This is a genomic window from Mycobacterium sp. IDUB_17 (assembly GCF_055419465.1).
Map to the genome: position 1 here is coordinate 176,377 of NZ_JBVAXS010000003.1, position 17,321 is coordinate 193,697.

The following is a 17,321-nucleotide window of genomic DNA, read 5'->3' on the forward strand; positions in this document are numbered from 1 at the left end:
GGCTCGTCACTGAAGCTCACGTCAGCGCTCGCACCAGGTTGGCGGTGATCCGGTCCAGGACCGGAGGATGAGCCAGGAGTTCGTCACTGGCCTCATTGCCCGGCCGGGGCGACGGCAGCCGTGCGCCTGCTGCATCGAGACGTCGGTCGTTGGACAGCGCGATGACCGGAAATCGTTGCAGCACAGAACCTGTCGGAAAATCCGCACAGACCACCGTCCGCGCCGACCCTGGCGCCAGCCGGGACCAGCGGGCTCCCGCCGACCACCGTGGCTGAACCTTGCGGAGGGCACCGGCCAAATCGGCAGTGCCCACCGCGTCGACCTGGGTCACCTCGGCACCGACCAACACGGCCGTGACGTCGCGTACCCCGACGGCGTCGGCGACGCCGACCACGATGTCGGTTGCGGCCGCAACACTGCCGTCGGCAAACCACGGCCGCATCGAGGCCGAACAGTCGAAGGCCACCACCACCGCGCCGTGGGACTCCTGCGGTCCCCGGCCGGTCACCTTGCGTGCCGAACTGCGGGCAGCCGTGGCGAGTGGACTCAACGGCGTGTCGGCGACAGCACTGACCGCGATGTCGATCTGGTTGCCCTTGGGGTGCAGCGCGGCGAAAGTCACTCCCGTATCGCCGCTGACATCCACCGGGTCGAACATCACCTGGACCGGGTCGACATCACCCGGGTTGTCATGCGCGATCGCCAGGTGGATGACCGAATCAGGACCGAACCGTTCGGAGCCGACCGGGCGGACGGACACCGTGACCTGTCCGGTCAGGCTGGGTAGCAACACGTGGTGTGCCGTCGAGTGGACGATCGGTTGCTCGGGGCCACCTTGTATCTCGAGCGCGGCCCCGCCGACGGCGCCGGTGATCGACACGGCCAGCGCTTGATTCGGAATCTGCACGCGCTGGTTGCGCGCACCCACCACATAGATCGGCATCAGCGGTTCCCCCGTAATCTCGCCACCAGAGACGGTGGTGTATCGCCCCGCCGTTCCAGCATCTTGCTCACCATTTTGCGGTACCGACGTTGGGCGCCGTCGGACGTGTCTCCGGACAGCTGCGTCATCAGCACGGTGACCCCCTCGACGAGGGTGTCATCTTCGACAAGCCCGGCGGCGGCCCGCTGCGCGAGCTGACCGACGAGTTCGTCGACCGGATCCGGTAACCGTTCGCTGTCCTCAGCCGCGGCGGTGCTCACCAGACTGACCGCCATGACCGCCTGCGGTGCAATCTCATTGCCTTCGATCAGCGGCCACGCCCGGGCCACCGCCTCGCCGCCGAGCACGGCGTCGGAGGCCAGCGCATTACATATCGCCGGATATGGCTGCGCCGCGATCACGCCGAGCACGGCGAACGTCAGCAAGCGCACCTCGAAATCGTGGTGCACCTGTCCACGCTCGACCGACAGCATCGCCTTTTCCCATAGTGGGCCGTAGGCACTGTGATGAGTTTCCACATACCGCTGCTGCATCCACGCCCACGGGTCGACGTGCCGCACCGCCGCGCATGCGACTGCGCCGGCATCGCCGTTCCCGTCGATCACCTTGCCGGCCAGATCCGTGAGCGCGGCGGAATCCGGTGCGCCCAGCAGCGTGCGGATCGCGGCGGGTCCCGGCACCGGTTCCGTTCCGAAGGCCAGTTGCAGGTCGGCCGGGTCCCAGACCGATGCCGCGACGGTGTCCTCGAAGTCCGGCGAACCCGTGGCCCGCAGCCACCACAGCCAGGCCCCGGCGTCCCCGGGCCGGGCCAGCCCGCGACGTGTGGTCCGCAGGCCGTGCATCGCCGCCCGAATCCAGGTGCGGTCCCACGCTTGTGCACGGGCCAGTTCATCGGCACCGGGCAGGGGCGTCGCGTCGGCGAACCAATCGAGCAGGCTGTCGCTGATCGCCTTGCCCTCGACGTCACCGCTGCTCTGCAACACCGTAGTGGCCAGCGCCAACCGACCGTCGACGTCGATCCGCTGGCGCAGCTTGGGGCCGCGCACCGGATCGTCGAGGAGAGGCAGCAGGTCGTTGTTCAACGCCGCGTTCAGGCGCGCGTCGGCGATACCGGCCCGCAACAACAGATCCACGACCCGTAGTTCCCGTTCGGGGCCCTGCTCGCGCGCCGCCGTGAGCGCAGGACTGATCGCGTCCTTCACCTGCCCCGGAATTGGTCTTCCGTGAAATGACCTCGGGCCCAACGGAATCGGTCCGATCTGAGCCAGCCAGGTGTCGTCGGCGATCGCCCGGCTCAGGTACGTGGCGTCGGCGAACTGAGCTGCCGGGCCGTCGGGCAGCTCCTGCACCGCCCGCCACGCATCGGCGGTACTGGCCCCGACCACCGACGAGAACACACCGAATATCGTTGCGGCCGCTGTCGATCCGGCCGGCACATCGAGCGGTGAATACCCCGCGATGACCTCGTGTGCTTCCTCTTCGGCGTCGGCGAACTCGGGACTCCCCGCGATCGCCATCGCCATCGGCCAGGCCGGATGCAAACCCTGATCGACGACCTGGGCGGCCACCCGGTCGATGTCGTCGAGTAGACGTCGCGCCGAGTGGGGGTCGAGCAGCGCGACCTGAGCCATCGCCGACCACGCGGTGGCCTCGACTGCATGCCCACCGGCCGTGCGGTGCGGTGCTCCGTCGAGTTCGCCCAGCCAAACCTCTTCGGTCTCGCTGATCACCGTCACACCTGCGGGGATCGCGTCGAGGTCGACGATCGGGACCGCGGTCAGCAACTGACCGCTCTGCAGGGCGAGCGTCACCTGATCGGCACGGTCGAAGGTGGAGAAGGTCAGTCGTGCCGCGGTGCCCGCCGACATCAGAAAACTCACCACGCCGATCCACTGGGCCGCCGAATCCGGCGACTGCGTACCGAGCACCACCGGCGCACCACCGTCGAGGGCGGCCGCCACGGCGTCGAGCAGAACGAACAGTGTCGCCAACCGCCAGGTGCGGGCATCGAGCGCAAACGCCACCACACTGTCCCGGGTCACCACGGAACCCGCGGCGGGTGGGGTATCACCGATCTCGGCGCGGGCCACCGCCGCGGCGCCGAACGGGCACACCCACCCGCCGGACTGCCACAACTCGATCGGCCGGACCTGCGGTGCCCTGAACGGCATCCGGTCCAGCACCACGTGAGCGAAGACGTTGCCGGGGCGACCGGTGCTGTCCGTTCCTGCCGGGACGGTGTGCCAATACCCCGCGGTGTCGTTGTCCAGTCGCCCGAAGGCCAGCCGGCGCGGTCTCTGTTCGAGCTGTTCGGCCGTTGGATACGGGGGCAAAGCCTCAACCGGGCGGAACACCGTGCGCACCCCGGCGATGAGCGCCGCGATCTCGTCGCTTGTCAGGGCGCCGGTGCGCTGTTTGACCTGCCAGCCACCAGCCGCACCGACCGCGTCGTAAGAGGTATAGGCCAGTTGACCGTAACGCGCCGTCACTGCGTCGGCGCCGTGAGTCGAAGGCTCGCCACCGGCGGATCGAGCAGGGCGATGACGCGCAGACGCTCCGCCGACGGGGTGTTGACGAACATCCGCACCCAACCCTGTAGGCCCTGCACGTTCGCCGCCCACAATTCCCCGGAACCGGTGGTGGTCAACGCCTTCCACCGCAACTCCTTGGAGGGGCGCTCGGCGATCTGGCCCTGGGCATCCATCGGGGCGACGTCAACGGCCTGACCGTCGTGGACACTGAGCGGAATCCGCTGCGGGTTGTTCACCAGAACGAACGCCGGAGAGCCCGGCAGATCATGTTCCGAGCGCAGCGCGATGGTGGCGGTCGTCGGATATCCGTGCGGATCCCTGCCGATGCGCACGGCGTACTGCAATCGCAGCAGACCGTGGTACTCGACGCTGGCGACCGCGCCGGTGACCCGGCGGCCACCGGAGAACGCGACCGGAGCCAGGTGCAGCGAGCATCCGCCGACCGGCAGCTGGCCGGTCAACTGCATGCCGCCGTATTTCTCGTACTCTTCCAACGAAATCTCGAAGGACTTACCCGTCAAACCTGCGCGTGGATCATGGCCTTTCGGCGCCAGGTGCATGACGACAGCCGCCGCGCCGTCGGGCCAATCAAAGGTCAGCACCTGCTTGTTGCAGTACTCGGCCAGCTCGATGTCCTTGATGCTGCCGGTGCGTACCGACGACAGCGTGCGGCCCAGCAGGGCCCGGCCGGCCAGGATGGTCACCGGAGTGAGGTAGGCACGACTCCACCCGGTCGGCCAGGACACCCCGGCCAGCAGCGCCTGGGGGCGCCCGTCCGGACCCGTCCGGTTGGCCACCGGTTGGGTGAGTCTCAGTTCAGGTCCCAAGCCGACCTGCTCGAGGGCATCCTCGGGAAGTTCCCCGGCGTCTGCGCCCGCATTCGGGCCGCTCTCGGTGCGGTAGATGACCACCTTGCCGCCGGCGGGCGGTGTCCAGGTCAGGTCGAACGCGCCGGCATCGACACCGCTGACCACCGCGAGATCGGTGACCGGTGCGAGCACTGCGGATACCTCGACGTCGGCCTCGACCGCCTCCGAGAGCCTCAGCACACCCTCCACGGTGGCCGCGCACCGCGCCCGATACTGATAGCGCTCGCCGCGAACGGCCTCGGTATCGACGAAGCCGGTGAGGTTGTCGGTGCCGGCGAGGATCCGGTATTGCGGTCCGTCGCGGGCGATGTCGGCGGCGGGCACCCGGTAGACGTAGACAGCGGTGACCCCCGGAGCCACGCTCCATTGACCGATCACCCGCCCGGCATCCTCACGGATGACGAAATTTCTTATGGGACTTACCAATACGCCGGCGGCATGCAGGATCGGCTGCGCGGCCAGCGCCTCGTCTCTGGTCGCGCCGAGATTGACCCAGACCTGATAGTGCCGTGCGGACGCGACCAGCGGCCGGGCGTCGGTGGCGACCGTGTCGGCTGTCGCGGCCACCAGATCGGCCCGGTCCGGCGAGTAAGGCGGGTTGTCCTCACTGCTGACCAGCCGATAGAGCACCACCTCGCCCGCACCTTGATGCGACGGCCAACTCAACTCCAGACCAGCATGAGTCGCACCCCGCCGCAGCGCGACGGTATGCACCGGCGGAGGCTGCTGACTGAACGTGAACGCGGCGAAATGAGCTGCGGTCAACGGTGCTTCGGTGGGAGCCGGCACAACGATCTCGGCCGTGGGGGCCGGGGTTTCGGGCACCTGCTCGGAAACCGACGGCGGCAAGGCCCCGGCTGCCGGCTGCGCAGCGGGCGTCGCCTCGGGAACCCGGTGTCTGGCGCTGAAGCCGGCCTGCTGAGGGGATGCGTCGGCCAGTTCAGACAGCACCCGCGCCATTTCGTCGGCGTGCTCGGCCGCCGACCCCGGCAACATGGCCCGGATCTCCTCGACTTCGGTGCGGCCGGACCGCAGCACCAGACGAAGATGTGCCTCTTTGAAACTGCGCGGGGCCACCGCGCCGGAGTCGATGAGTTGCTGGCGCCAAGCCAACAGCGGCGCCAACCGAGGGTCGGCGTCGTCGGGAGCATCGGTGTGAGACGACTCAGGACTGGAATCCGGCATGTCAGAACACCATGTCCTCCCCTGGCGGCACATCAAGTTCGGTGCGTCGGACCATCGTTGTCGGATCGTCGTCGCCACCGGCGATGGCAACCGGTATCTCGAACAACGCAAAATTGTACGGCGGGAGACCGTCGCTGGCCTGCACGACCACCGCCCGATATCCCAGCCCGCCGCGCACCACGACGGCTTCGTCGATGGCCACCCCGGACCGCCCGGCGGTGACCGCGGCGTTGGTGAACAGCGACGCGTCGAACGGAGCCGCCCGGTCCGGCCGGTGATCGACGAACCCCGCATTGAACTGCTGCGCCGGGATGTCACGGCCGAACGTCGGAACCCGCACCGTGCCGGTCAGTGCATCGGAAAGGGCACCGGGCCGGCCCGCTGCCTCGTCGGTGAACATCTGCTCCACCCGGGCCCACAACGCGTCGGCCCCGGTCGGACGCACCCGCCCGGACATCACGGCCGCCGACCACTGATCCAGGCCCGACGACGTGCCCACCCCGGGCTGCCGAAACAGCGCGATGGGCTCCTCACGCAGGCGGGCGGCTGCCTCGGCCAGCATGTCTTCCCACGGTTTCGTCAGCCAACCCAGCGAATAGAGCCTCCGCTGGATCCCGTGGACCGCGTTGTCAGCCTGATCCGGCGACGGCGTGGCAATGCCGACCTGCGTGGACCTGGGCAGTCCGTCGACCAGAAAGCCCGCGGCGCGTTGGCTCGGCGGCGGCGGCCCGAACGGCGCCCGCAGCACCGTGCCCAACGTCCTGCACCAGGCCAGCAGCTGTCCGTAGGCCGAGGTCATTCGGCTCAGATCCTGCACGGCGGTACGCAGATTGGCGTGCATCATCTCGAGTTGGTGTTGCTGAGATTTTCGCAAGTTCATCTCGGCGAACAGATCTCGCTGACTCAGCAGGAACAGCGCCAACGACACGAGGACGTAGATGAGGATCACCGCGGCGCCGGTGCTCAGGGCGAACTTCCAACTCACCCAGTCGGCGGCGGCGATGCCGATCAAAGCCAGCAGCACCACGAACACCGCGACGGTCAACGTTCGCAGGATGATGCTGATGACGGCCTGGCGTTCCCGAAGGCGCTCGTCGACGGCGTCGCGGTTGGCTATCGCCTGGATCTGCGACACCATGTCGGTCACCTCGGACCGGGCCCGCTGCATGAAATCGGCCAGGACCGAGCTCACCTGCCAGGCGTAGCTCCGGGTCGCGGCTGCCTGCCAACGATCCAATTCGGTGCCGGTGTTGCGGGCCTCCACCCCGGCGGCCGGATCGGAGTAGGCATTCTGCAGGCGTTCGCGCACATTGGCCGCGCCGAGCACGTCGGCGCCCTCGACCTCACCGACGCCGATCACCGCTGCCAGTGAGGTCGGGATGCCCCGGAAGTGACCGGCTGGGCTGGGCACCACGTCCTCGGCGTTGAACACCACGCCGACCGCAGAACCCACTGCGACGGGGTCGAGCCCGGCCGCCCGCCGCCCCCCATCGGCCAAAGTCAATGCGCCGTTGGCGAAGTCGGTCCACAACCCGGTCAGATCCTGCTGCTGGACGAGCCCGTCCTGACCGCCGTTCAGTGCCGTCTGCAGTGTCTCTGCACTGCGGTTGAGGTCCTGCCAGTCGGCTTTCGTCGCGTCGGCGACCACGGCGAATGCCGAGTCGGTGCGCCCGAACACGGTGCCCTGCACGGTGCTGGCCACCACCGAGGTGACCGAACCCATCACGGCCGAGAGCCAGGCTGACGGAGCGCTGCGCAGTGCGGTGCCCATGAACTTGAGGAACATCTTCATCGCGGCCCAGATGGAGATCGTCTGGGTCGGCCCGGCGTCGACGGCCAGGCGCGGTCCCCGCAGCACGTCGCGGTGTTTGGTCCACAACGCGCGAGCCATGGACTGTGTCGCCGTGGGAACGTCTTCGATATAGACCACCGGGACCTGACCGCCCTGCGGCAGGGGCAGCCGACCGGTCGGATCGAAAAGGTGTGTGCGCAAGCTCTCTTCGACGGCAGTGCTGTCCAGCCTGCGGTAGAAGGCGCGGACGGCCCGCACCGTCTGGCCGGGCAGGATCTCCAGAGCGTCGAACGGGCTCCGGTCCAACCCGGCCCACAGGCCGCTGATGCCGGCCACCACCGGCGCGGTCTGCTGGGCCACGTCGGCCGGATCGGTGAGTCGGTTCCATGGCACCGCACCGAGTCCGGGCGCGGCCGAATCCTCCGGTGCGATCAGCAGGTTGTGCCAGCCTTCCAGCACCAACGCCAGATCCGGTGTGGTCGGAGCGGAGTTTCCCGGGGTGATCAGAAGCCGTAGGAGGCTGATCGGCGCCCCCATCGCGCTGCTGCGCACACTTTGCTCGACCGCCTGCTCCGTTTCGAGCGGTACCCGCTCGGCGCTGGGCGCCTCGATCGGCACCAAGACCGTGATCCGGATCCGGTCGTAACGCTCACCGGTCAGAAGCTGTTGCAGCACAACGGGTCTGGCCTGACCGTCCTGGATCATGGTGGCCGGGGTGGAGGGACCGCCCACGTCTTCTGCTGCCACCCAGGCGAACGGGTGGAGCAGTCCGACCGCCGAGTAGTCGGCCAGCACCGCGAGGATTTCCTCGGTGTGCTTCGGCGGTGCCAGCAGCACGGTCAACGCCCGCGGCGGGGCCGGGGGCTGTGTTCCCATGGACGTCGACATCGTTTAGAAGGTCCCGCCGTCCGGAATCACGACCGAGCTGCCACCGTCGTCCAGGAACGTGGCCGCGCCGGCGTGCTCGCCCCTGGCCAGTGCCTCGGCCTCGCGCTCGAGCAGCTTGATCAACATGTCGGTGGCCCAGAAGACATCTGGCGCCAGATCGCGGAAGATCGGCGTCTTGGCTGCCTTGGACCGGGTCGTGATCGTGGTGAACGCCCCCTCGGGTGCCGCACCGGGCATGTCCGAGGGCAGATACTGCGCCGCGACGTCACGGACGTTGCTCAACCAGGTTTCGGCGGCGCTGCGCCGTTCCTCGGTCGTCTGCGCCGCTGCGATCGGCCCCACCCGGGAGGTGACGCCCCGGCCCGACACTCCGGTCTGGAGGAATTCACGAAGCAACCCGGCGGCTGACAACTCGACGATGCCGCTCGCCGGGTCCTGGCTGTGCGAGTCGTAGAGCTCACGCAACACCTGGTAGGGCCGCAGGGACCGCATCACCGGGGGTTCATGCGAGGTGGCGATCGCCAACAGGATTCCCTCGAGCACCGCAGGGAGCCAGTCGTACGACGCGGTGAACGCCGACGGTGGGGTGAGCAGCGGGTTGGGGAAGTTCAGCCACTGGTTGTCGTTGCCGTCGAAGATCCGCACCGGTTCGGTGTACGGCGACGCGGGAATCTGGATGCGGCCGAGGATCTGACCCAGGAACCAGCCGGCGGTCATGGTGCGCCGCTCGTCGTCGGTCATCGGCAGCGATGCCGCCAGCGGACGCGACCGCCGGTAGCGCCAGAACTGTCCGCGTCCGGGTCCCGCGGTCTGGGCCCACTGCTGCGCCGCCGGTTTGAGCACCGAATCGAACGCCAGCGGTGAGTAGTTCGGGTAGGACCCGAAGATGTCGATGCGGGTGACACTGTCCTCGTCCGACAGCGACCGGCCGTAGTTGTCCTTGGTGGCCTGGTCGATACGCGGATTGGACCTCAACACGTCACTGAGCGCCTCGGCCACCGGTTGCCCGGCGAACGGGATCTCGGAGAACTTGTATCGGTACTCGACCTGCTGGCCGGGGTGTACCCGTTGAAGTGCCTGGTCGTTCACGCTGGCCAGCGGCCGGGCCAGGGACAGCGCCTCGCTGAACTTGGTGGCGATGTCCTGGCGGCGGTTGTTCAGTTCGGATTCCGAGGCGCCGACGCCCTGCACGAAGTCGCGCAGCGACACCTTGCAGAAGACCTCGAAGGCCTCCCCCGGGCGTGCCACGTACAACCGGGCCCGGGACAGCAGTTCGGCAGGCCGCGTGTGAATGTCGAACTGCGCCATCGACGGCACGCGTGGTCTGCCGGTCTCCGGGTCGGTTCCCAGGGCGCGGGTGACCCAGCTGGCGGTCAGCTCGACGAGCCCGCCGGGAGCCGACACACCGCCGGTGGTCTGCCACTCACCCATGATCACCCGGGTAGTGGCGTCCTCGACGGCGTTGCGCAGCGGGATCATCGCGTGCGCGCCGCCGACTGCCTTGGGCAGGTCGGCTTCGTAGCGTTGCTTGAACGCCGCGGAACTGATCAGCAGCACCTCATTGTTGGCCTCGGCGAACCGCGACGGCACGAGCTCATCGGCATCCGACGGCCAGGCGACGTACTGATCGGTCGACAACCGGGCCAATCCGATGTCCGAGGGCGGTTCTGAACGAGCCTTCTCGAGCAGAATCATCGCCTCACCGAGCGATTCCCGAAGGGGCGCAAGCAATTCGGCGCCCATCACGCGCATCACGTCGGCAACGCGGGCGGCGGCATCGGCGAAGAGCTGGCGGCGCACGTTGGAGCGGAAACCGTCCAGCGCGACCCCCAGCACCTGGTCGGCGTTGGTCATGGTGCCGTGAAGGGACCGCAGCGCCGCGTCGACCTGCGGCGGCACCGCGACGATGTCCGGCGGGCCCATGGATCCGAGCTGCGCCAGGCCCGGCGCCAGCACGTCGTTGATATGGCGACGCAGCCGGTCGACGAGCTCACGGGCATACGGCAGACCGAGGGTCGCCGCGGCGCGGCCGACCATCACTCGGACCTGTTCGGAGAACTCGTTGTGCCACGCGTAGGCCATCGCGTAGCCCGTCTCGGCGCAGGAGCGGGAAAGATCGGCACGCCGGTTGAGCACCGCCTGCCGGAAAATCGGCACCCACTGGTCGGCCGACATCCCTTGCGGATTGGGCAGATAGCCCCGCAATTGGCGTTCCACCAGACCGTTGACGGCCCCGACGACGGCTTCGGGTGCGAAGGCCCCGTTGGCGATCCAGTTACCCAGAACGCCGACCCGGGTCTGCTCGTCGCCTGCCTGATCGGGGATGCGCAGTTCACCGCAGTGCGCATGCCACTGGCTGCTCAGCAGGCTGTCGAGCTGCTCGTTGCTCGACGCCGGGTTGCCCGGCTGGACGTGGCCGAAGAGAAGTTTGTCGGCGGCCGCACGGGCGAGCCGCTGCGCTGCGTACTCCGCATACCGATCACGGCCCATCGACAGACTGGAGAAACCATATGTGCCCCAAGGTAATACATCCCACGCCGAGATGCCCCAGCCGAGGACGTCACGGTCACCGACCGGCGACGCCGTGTTGCCGAGGTCGTAGGACACGAACTGGTCGCTGGCCTTGCCACTCATCATCAGCCCGGCCAGACCGCGGGCCAGGCCGCGGTACACGGCGTTCTGGGAGCCGTCGCCGAACAGGGTCCGATCGGCGCCGATGTACCGGCCGACCGGGAACACGCGGGCGAACGGGATCGGCTCGCCGTCACCGTGGTGCTGGCCCAGGGCCCGCAGGATCCGCACGTCGTGCTCACGGGCGGCGCCGGCCTGGCTGGCCACGATCTCACCCAGCATCGCCAGCGCATTGGCCCGCACACCGGTGCGCGCGCTCTCCGGCAACGAATCGAAGATGTCGGGCGTCACCATGAAGACACCCATCAGTTTCGGGTCCAGCCCGGTCACCAAGGTGAGCAACCGGCAGACGTCCAGGGCCATCGAGGCACCGGCACCGCCGGCCATCGAAGACACCACCAGCACCAGCGGCGGCTCGTTCGGGTCGAACCGACCCATCCCGGGCACGCTGGCCGAGGCCATCTCCGAGATTGTCTCCACCCGGAACAACGCATCCCAGGACGACTGCAGCCGGGCGTGAATCTCGCTGGCCTTGCTCAGCGTGATCATCCGGCCGATCGCGCGGTACTGGCCGGCACCGGCCGAGATCGGGTTGGTGACCTCCTGCGGATTGCGCGGCGCCCAGGTGGCGACGGTATCGAGGGCGCCATCGGCAGCCAGTCGCTGCGACAGCGCACCGTCGAGAATTGCATAACTACTGCCCTGGGGACCGCACCCGATGTAGCTGCCGCCCTGGGCCGGAACGTTCGCCAGGCCCTCGGGCCCCGATTCGGCGGCACTGGGCACATCGATGTGCACGAACTGCCAGCCCGCCAACAACTTGTCGATGCCTGCGGCGTGTAGTTCAGAGCGGAGCTGATCCATCATGAACGCCAAAGTGGCGCCACCGGAACCACCACATCCGACTACCAAGAAACGGCGCATCAGGCTCCTCCACCAAACGGGTCGAACGGATCGGGGTCATATTGCTGAGGGCGCCCCTGGGGCGCCGGGGGTCCCTGCTGCCCCTGTCGAGTATCGCCAGGTGCACCGGGTTGTCGGGCGGGTGGGGGCCGGTTCCCGTCCGGCTGATACGAGTGCGGCACTTGCTGTCCCGACTCATATGGACCGGCACCCGGCCCCTGCGGCGCGGGGGGCATGCCGGCTCCGAACGGATCGGGGGGGCCAGATGCCGCGGGGGGCCCGTACGCCCCGCCGGGCGCCTCCATCGGTGCCTGGGGTCCGCCGAACGGGTCGTATCCGGCAGGGGCAGCGCCGTGTCCGGCCTCACCGAACGGTGACGCACCCTGGTCCTGATCGTCGTGGGGCGACGCGACTCCGGCCTGTACCGCACGTAGCCGCAGGCCGTTGAGGAGCTCCGGCAGCCGGCGGCCCACCTCCTCGAAGATCTTCTCCCTCGCTGCGGTGTCGGTGTTGCCGCTGACCAGCAGCAGCACCTCCGCGCGATTCGACGGTCCCCGCGGATCGTGCAGCACCACCCAGGTGTTGTGCACGGCCAGCGGCAGCACCGCGTGCAGGCCGGTCTCGTCACTACCCGGCAACTCCGAACCGACGCTGACCAGGTTGCCCGCGTCCACCGTGACCCGGCCTGCACCGAAAGGACTGCGGCCCATCACCGCGTTGAGAGTCACCCCGAGCACCGACAGTCTGCGCACACCTTCGGTCAACCCGGTGACCGGCTGGATCAGATCGGAATCGACCATCGCGAACGGATTCCCGTCGCGCAGCGCCATGTCGTTGTTGACCTCGACGTGGATTCGTTCGGCCAGCAACGGCGTATTCGGGATCTTGGTGACCCACCACTTCGACAGGTACAGCAGGCCCAACGGAATTCCCGGCCCGAGCAGCAGCGCAGCGATCAAAACCAGCACGAAGTTGGTCTTGTTCAGCGGCTTCAGCAGCGACGCGGCAAACTGCACGTCGACCACCTGGCCGTCATCGGGGTTCTCCAACGAGGCCACATGCACCGGGACGGTGCCGTTCAGACCGCCATGTCCGTCCTGGTCGGTCCGCAACGTGACCTGCAGTTTCTGGGTCTGATCTTTGTCGAGCTTGAGACAGTTGCCCGACGAGTTCTGCGCCGCGGTCACCTTCGGGTCGCCGATTCCCTCCGGTCCGGCGATCACCTTGACGGGCTCGCCGTCGGCGATCCAGACACAGCCCGGACCGGTGACGGTCAGTTCCGCAGTGGCGCCCTCGGCCGCCTGTACCGAACCGAAGTCGATCCGATCACCGATGGTGGGCAATCCCACCTTGGGCTGGATCTGCACCGGCAGGTCCCGCGTCTGCTGCGACAGTTTGGTGCCGGGGGCGATCTGCACGCCGGCCGGATCCATCGCCGGTGCGGTGGTGATCCCCAGCGACATCTTGAGCGTGGCGCGGCCCGGGGCGGCCTTGGACAGATCTACGCTCACGGGGACTGCGATGTTCTCCTTGGGCGTGGCATCCATCAGCACTATCGGCTCAGCGCCCTCGGGTACGAGTTGAACCGTCATCTCGGCGGTACCGGCGAGATCCTTCGGTGACACGGCCTGGCCCTTGCCGTCGACCAGGCCGAAAGTCAGATCGTCGATCTTCGCGCCGCTGCGCCACTTGATGGCATCGCCGTTGGTCAGCGCGGGGAAGATGTCGGTGGTGATGTGGATGTTCACCTTCGACACCGCATCGGGATGCGCGCTGCTGGGATCGACGTAGGCGATCGCCCACTGGCCGGCCCACTCACCGCCGCCGCTGTTCATCGCAATGGTCTGGGAGGTGTCGGAGAGCCATTCGTAGCTCACCGGGGCACCACCCACCTGGAGCTCGACCTTGCCGTCCTTCTTCGGTAATTCGACGGTGGCTCCCGACGGGGAAATCAGATAGGGCACCACACCCGGGACGTCGCCGGAGCCCAGGATGGTCACCGATTTGATGGAGCGGTCCAGCACGAAGTTGTGCCGGGCCTCCTCACACAGCTGCCCCTGACACACCGGTCCCTGGGAGTTCACCCCGGGTTCGGGGTTGAGCTTGTCGAACGCGAACAACATGTCGTCGATGTTCGACACCGGATAGAAGTCACCGGGGACCGGATCGGTGATGTCCCCGCACTTCATGCCGTCCAGCCCTTTTCCGGTGCTGATCGCGCTCATCACGTCGAAGTCGCCTGGTGAGGCCTCGGCGCCCAGGCCGATGCCGAGCATCACGATCCCCGATGACCGCACCTGGTCGGCAACTCCCCCGCCGCGGCAGATCGACTCGACGGCCCGCTGCCTGGCCTGATCGATGCCGCCCTGGTTGGTCAGGTCGACACCTTCGGCGTAGGGCTTGGCCACCTCGCGCGGGGTGAAATCGATCTTGCCGTCGGAGAACCAGGCCACCGCCTGACACCGCTGACCCGAGTCGGCGCCGGCACCCGCGCCGCCACCGCCGCGGGCGGCCAGAGCCTGCCGAGCCCCATCCAGTGCCATCCAGTAATCGGTATCGATACCGGTGTTCTTCGATTTCAGACTCGCCAGTTGGTCCCCTACCGAATTGGCGCTCGCCACGGTGAGCGGGGTCCAATCGTGTTCGGGCGTATAGGTGTCGGAAAAGCCTGCCGAGGCCACTTCCAGTTTGGCGCCGACCCGATCGGCAAATTCGCCGAGCGTGCGCAACAGGTATCGCGCCGCGTTCACCCGATCGCCGCCGGGATCGCTCTGCTGCAGGCTGCTCGACTCGTCGAACAACAGCAGTAGGTCACCGGACTTCTGCGCGCCCACACATGCGCCGAACCGGGCTGCCCCGCCGGTGGCCGTTTCGGCCGACGCCACCGGCGCCGACCAACCCATCACGACGACCGCAGCGGCCGAGGCGACCGCGACCAAACCCTTCGTGCTCGCGCGCGCAGCCGAACGCAAGATCCCCCTCTTCATTCCTTAGAACCTGCCTGCCCATAGCGCGATCTGCCACGCCCCGATCGCAATGCCGATCAGGCAGGCCGCCAACACCACCCAATACAGAGTTTCCGTCCAACCAGGTGCCGAATAGATGGCCTCGGTCCGCCGACGCGTATCGACGCGGGTGTAGACCGCCAATGCGCCGATGGCGACCGGTCCTGCCAACAGCCAGCCGGCCAATGCGGTCAGCAACCATGGGCCGGCCACCGCCCCGACAATGGCTATCACCGCACCCAGAACCGCCAGGCCCAGCGCCACGCCGAACCACACCAGCGGCGGCCCGGCCGTCTTCAATGCAGTCCCGCCGAGTGTCGCGGTGGATTGCCCGAACACGTCCTGGCCGTGCGGCGTCGGTGCGGCACCGAATATGTCCTGCGGCCCGGACGGCTGGGGAGCCTGTGCCGGAGGTTGGCCGGCCCACGGGTCGAAACCGGCCTGCGCCGGCGGTCCGGCAAGACCCGGCGGTGCCGATGGCGGGCCCTGGCGCTGCGGCGGGCCGAAGTCGCTGAAATCAAACGGATTCGGATTGGTCATGACGACACTGATCCTCCCATCTGCGAACCCGTCAGCCAGACGCCAGACGTCGCGCGGATGCCATATCGATGCCCCGCCGCGACCGTAAGTGAGATCCCCCGCGCTGGATTGTCCGACTCTATCGGAAACATCGTGCTGCCCCCCGCCGCCAGCTAATCCCTTTCGGGAGGCACCGCACCATCCGCGCGACCCCCGCATGCTTATCAAACTTGTGTCGAGTTGTTGCCGGAGTAGTCCGATTCCCGGTGGTCGAACACGAGCGGCGACCGCAGCCGGCTGGCACGGCATCACACGTGGATCTGGTCATCAGCATTCTTCGGCTTTCGGGGCGTTGGTAAGACTGTCACCGAATTCGGTTGTCCGCACGCGATCGCCTGCCCGGAAACGTCGAGCGCTGCATGGTCGTCCTACTCGCGATGGGCCTGTTCGGCGGCGTTACTCGGACCTAGCGTGTTGACATCAACCACACGACCAACGCGATGATCAGCAGAAACATCATGATGAAAGACACCGTCACGCCGATCAGCGCGCGTTCGCGGCCGGGCTGACCGGTCTTACCGATCTGGTAGAGCGCGACCTGCCCCATTACGGCCCCAACCGGAGCCAGGATGAACGCGAACACGACCGACAGCGTGGCCAGGGCGTTGACTTCCTGCTGATACGGCGCGTGCCCGGGCGGCGGCGCCATGCCGTAGCCGGAGGCGACGATCGGCGGTCGGTATGCGGACTCCTGCGGTAGGCCGGAGAATCCACCCCGTCCGGCGAAGAGGTCACCGTCGGATGGAGATGTCGGGCCATCCCCGTACCCGCCGGACGTCACGGACATACCCCGGCTTCGCTCGAGTAGCGATCTGATCGAGTTTCTCCGGCTTGCCCAGGCCGCCGCCGAATACCGGACAGCGCCATGGACTGCTCCGTTTCCTCGTGATCTCAACCGGTCGAACCGAGCCTAACCCGGCGATCACGGACCGCTGGACACCAAATAAATGAGTACCGACCAGCCGGTCCAGACCAGCGGAAGGACCACGCCACCCCGGCGGCCATACCGGCTACCCCCGATGAGATTCGGCCGACGACGAGCTCACGCATTCCGCACATGTGGGTCCAGCAGCTATGACAGGCGCAGAACCCGAATACTGGCTGGCATTGATCGCAATATACGGCGTTGTATTGCCTCTAGCTATGCCCCGGGCCGATCACATTGTCGACTCGCCGTTGCTGCCGTCTGAAGTCGATTGATATTTCACATAGCTTCAGAGCTTGGCTGGCCTCTGTGAATGCGGTTCGTGTTTGTTCGCATTACGCGTTAGCAAGTTCTCGTCGGACACCAACATCGGCCGACCGGTGGAGTTAAGCGACGAGCGTGCCGTTTTCGAGAACGACAGAATTGGTTTCTGTGCTCCGTTCTTGCGAAATCTTCACCTGCTTGCGACACACCCCCTTAAATGCCGCGCAGCATATGGCCTCAGTACATCGAGCAGAAAGCGTTCTCGCCCACCGAACTCTGTGTCAGGGCCACGGATTTAGTCGGATTCACGTGGCGGTCGCAAGCTGACAGTGAAGTCGCATGTGCCTGTGTGCGTGTTTTCGGCATCCGTCAGGGACACCCGAACCACGGCGTCGCATCCACGGCCAGCGCGTAACTCTTGGCGCATGAGTTCGACCGTGCCCTCGTCAAGCTTGGCGGTAGCAGAGATGCCGCCGCGGGCCGGCCGACTGTATTTGATTGTGGCGTCACGGATCACGGTATATGCGCCATGGCCATCAGCCCCGGCTGCGATTACGGCAGCGCCGGCGCCGGCGACTTCGGCGACGCCGTAGATCACAGGTGCGTTCACATGGTTGTTGTGATTGAGGTGTTCAGGTTTGGGTCGACGCAGGATCACCTGGAGTGTGCCATCCGGACCGAACTCGGTGTCCAAGTCAAGCCAGCCGATCCACGGCATCTTGGTCATTGCCTCAGTCGCTGCCATTACACGGTCCTCTCAGAGTCATCCCTGCACGACAAGACTAGAGCACTGCTCTAGTCGATAC

At 67.2% G+C, this 17,321-nt stretch carries 9 protein-coding genes; all 9 read right to left on the reverse strand.

Going from position 1 to position 17,321, the window contains the following annotated elements; translation table 11 throughout:
* Positions 1 to 16 precede the first annotated feature (16 nt).
* Positions 17 to 943 (reverse strand): hypothetical protein, encoded by a 927-nt coding sequence (locus ACZYZ7_RS13865; RefSeq protein WP_463741160.1) that lies wholly within the window; start codon positions 941 to 943, stop codon positions 17 to 19.
* The gene (locus ACZYZ7_RS13870) at positions 943 to 3,432 is read right to left on the reverse strand and encodes a GAP1-N2 domain-containing protein (RefSeq protein ID WP_463741161.1); all 2,490 of its coding nucleotides are present in this window, start codon (positions 3,430 to 3,432) and stop codon (positions 943 to 945) included. Before ACZYZ7_RS13870 ends, ACZYZ7_RS13865 begins: the two co-directional genes overlap by 1 nt.
* Positions 3,429 to 5,528: a hypothetical protein gene (locus ACZYZ7_RS13875; protein ID WP_463741162.1), complete on the reverse strand. Its 2,100-nt coding sequence runs from the start codon at positions 5,526 to 5,528 to the stop codon at positions 3,429 to 3,431. Before ACZYZ7_RS13875 ends, ACZYZ7_RS13870 begins: the two co-directional genes overlap by 4 nt.
* A gap of 1 nt (position 5,529) precedes the next feature.
* Entirely contained in the window at positions 5,530 to 8,196 is a 2,667-nt protein-coding gene (locus ACZYZ7_RS13880) for a hypothetical protein (RefSeq protein WP_450070945.1), read from the reverse strand.
* A 15-nt stretch (positions 8,197 to 8,211) separates the two neighbouring features.
* Entirely contained in the window at positions 8,212 to 11,763 is a 3,552-nt protein-coding gene (locus ACZYZ7_RS13885) for a tubulin-like doman-containing protein (RefSeq protein WP_450070946.1), read from the reverse strand.
* Positions 11,763 to 14,729 (reverse strand): VWA domain-containing protein, encoded by a 2,967-nt coding sequence (locus ACZYZ7_RS13890; RefSeq protein WP_463741163.1) that lies wholly within the window; start codon positions 14,727 to 14,729, stop codon positions 11,763 to 11,765. Before ACZYZ7_RS13890 ends, ACZYZ7_RS13885 begins: the two co-directional genes overlap by 1 nt.
* 3 nt (positions 14,730 to 14,732) lie before the next feature.
* Positions 14,733 to 15,287: a hypothetical protein gene (locus ACZYZ7_RS13895; protein WP_135451347.1), complete on the reverse strand. Its 555-nt coding sequence runs from the start codon at positions 15,285 to 15,287 to the stop codon at positions 14,733 to 14,735.
* 445 nt (positions 15,288 to 15,732) lie between these two features.
* Positions 15,733 to 16,113, reverse strand: a complete 381-nt coding sequence (locus ACZYZ7_RS13900) for a DUF4190 domain-containing protein (RefSeq protein WP_463741164.1) — start codon at positions 16,111 to 16,113, stop codon at positions 15,733 to 15,735.
* 697 nt (positions 16,114 to 16,810) lie between these two features.
* Entirely contained in the window at positions 16,811 to 17,260 is a 450-nt protein-coding gene (locus tag ACZYZ7_RS13905) for a YiiD C-terminal domain-containing protein (RefSeq protein ID WP_450070949.1), read from the reverse strand.
* Positions 17,261 to 17,321: the final 61 nt, after the last annotated feature.

Coding starts and splice junctions, on each gene's coding strand:
- ACZYZ7_RS13865 (WP_463741160.1), bottom strand. CDS start 943: ATGCCGATCTATGTGGTGGGTGCGCGCAACCAGCGCGTGCAGATTCCG.
- ACZYZ7_RS13885 (WP_450070946.1), bottom strand. CDS start 11,763: ATGCGCCGTTTCTTGGTAGTCGGATGTGGTGGTTCCGGTGGCGCCACT.
- ACZYZ7_RS13905 (WP_450070949.1), bottom strand. CDS start 17,260: ATGGCAGCGACTGAGGCAATGACCAAGATGCCGTGGATCGGCTGGCTT.
- ACZYZ7_RS13895 (WP_135451347.1), bottom strand. CDS start 15,287: ATGACCAATCCGAATCCGTTTGATTTCAGCGACTTCGGCCCGCCGCAG.
- ACZYZ7_RS13890 (WP_463741163.1), bottom strand. CDS start 14,729: ATGAAGAGGGGGATCTTGCGTTCGGCTGCGCGCGCGAGCACGAAGGGT.
- ACZYZ7_RS13880 (WP_450070945.1), bottom strand. CDS start 8,196: ATGGGAACACAGCCCCCGGCCCCGCCGCGGGCGTTGACCGTGCTGCTG.
- ACZYZ7_RS13900 (WP_463741164.1), bottom strand. CDS start 16,113: ATGTCCGTGACGTCCGGCGGGTACGGGGATGGCCCGACATCTCCATCC.
- ACZYZ7_RS13875 (WP_463741162.1), bottom strand. CDS start 5,528: ATGCCGGATTCCAGTCCTGAGTCGTCTCACACCGATGCTCCCGACGAC.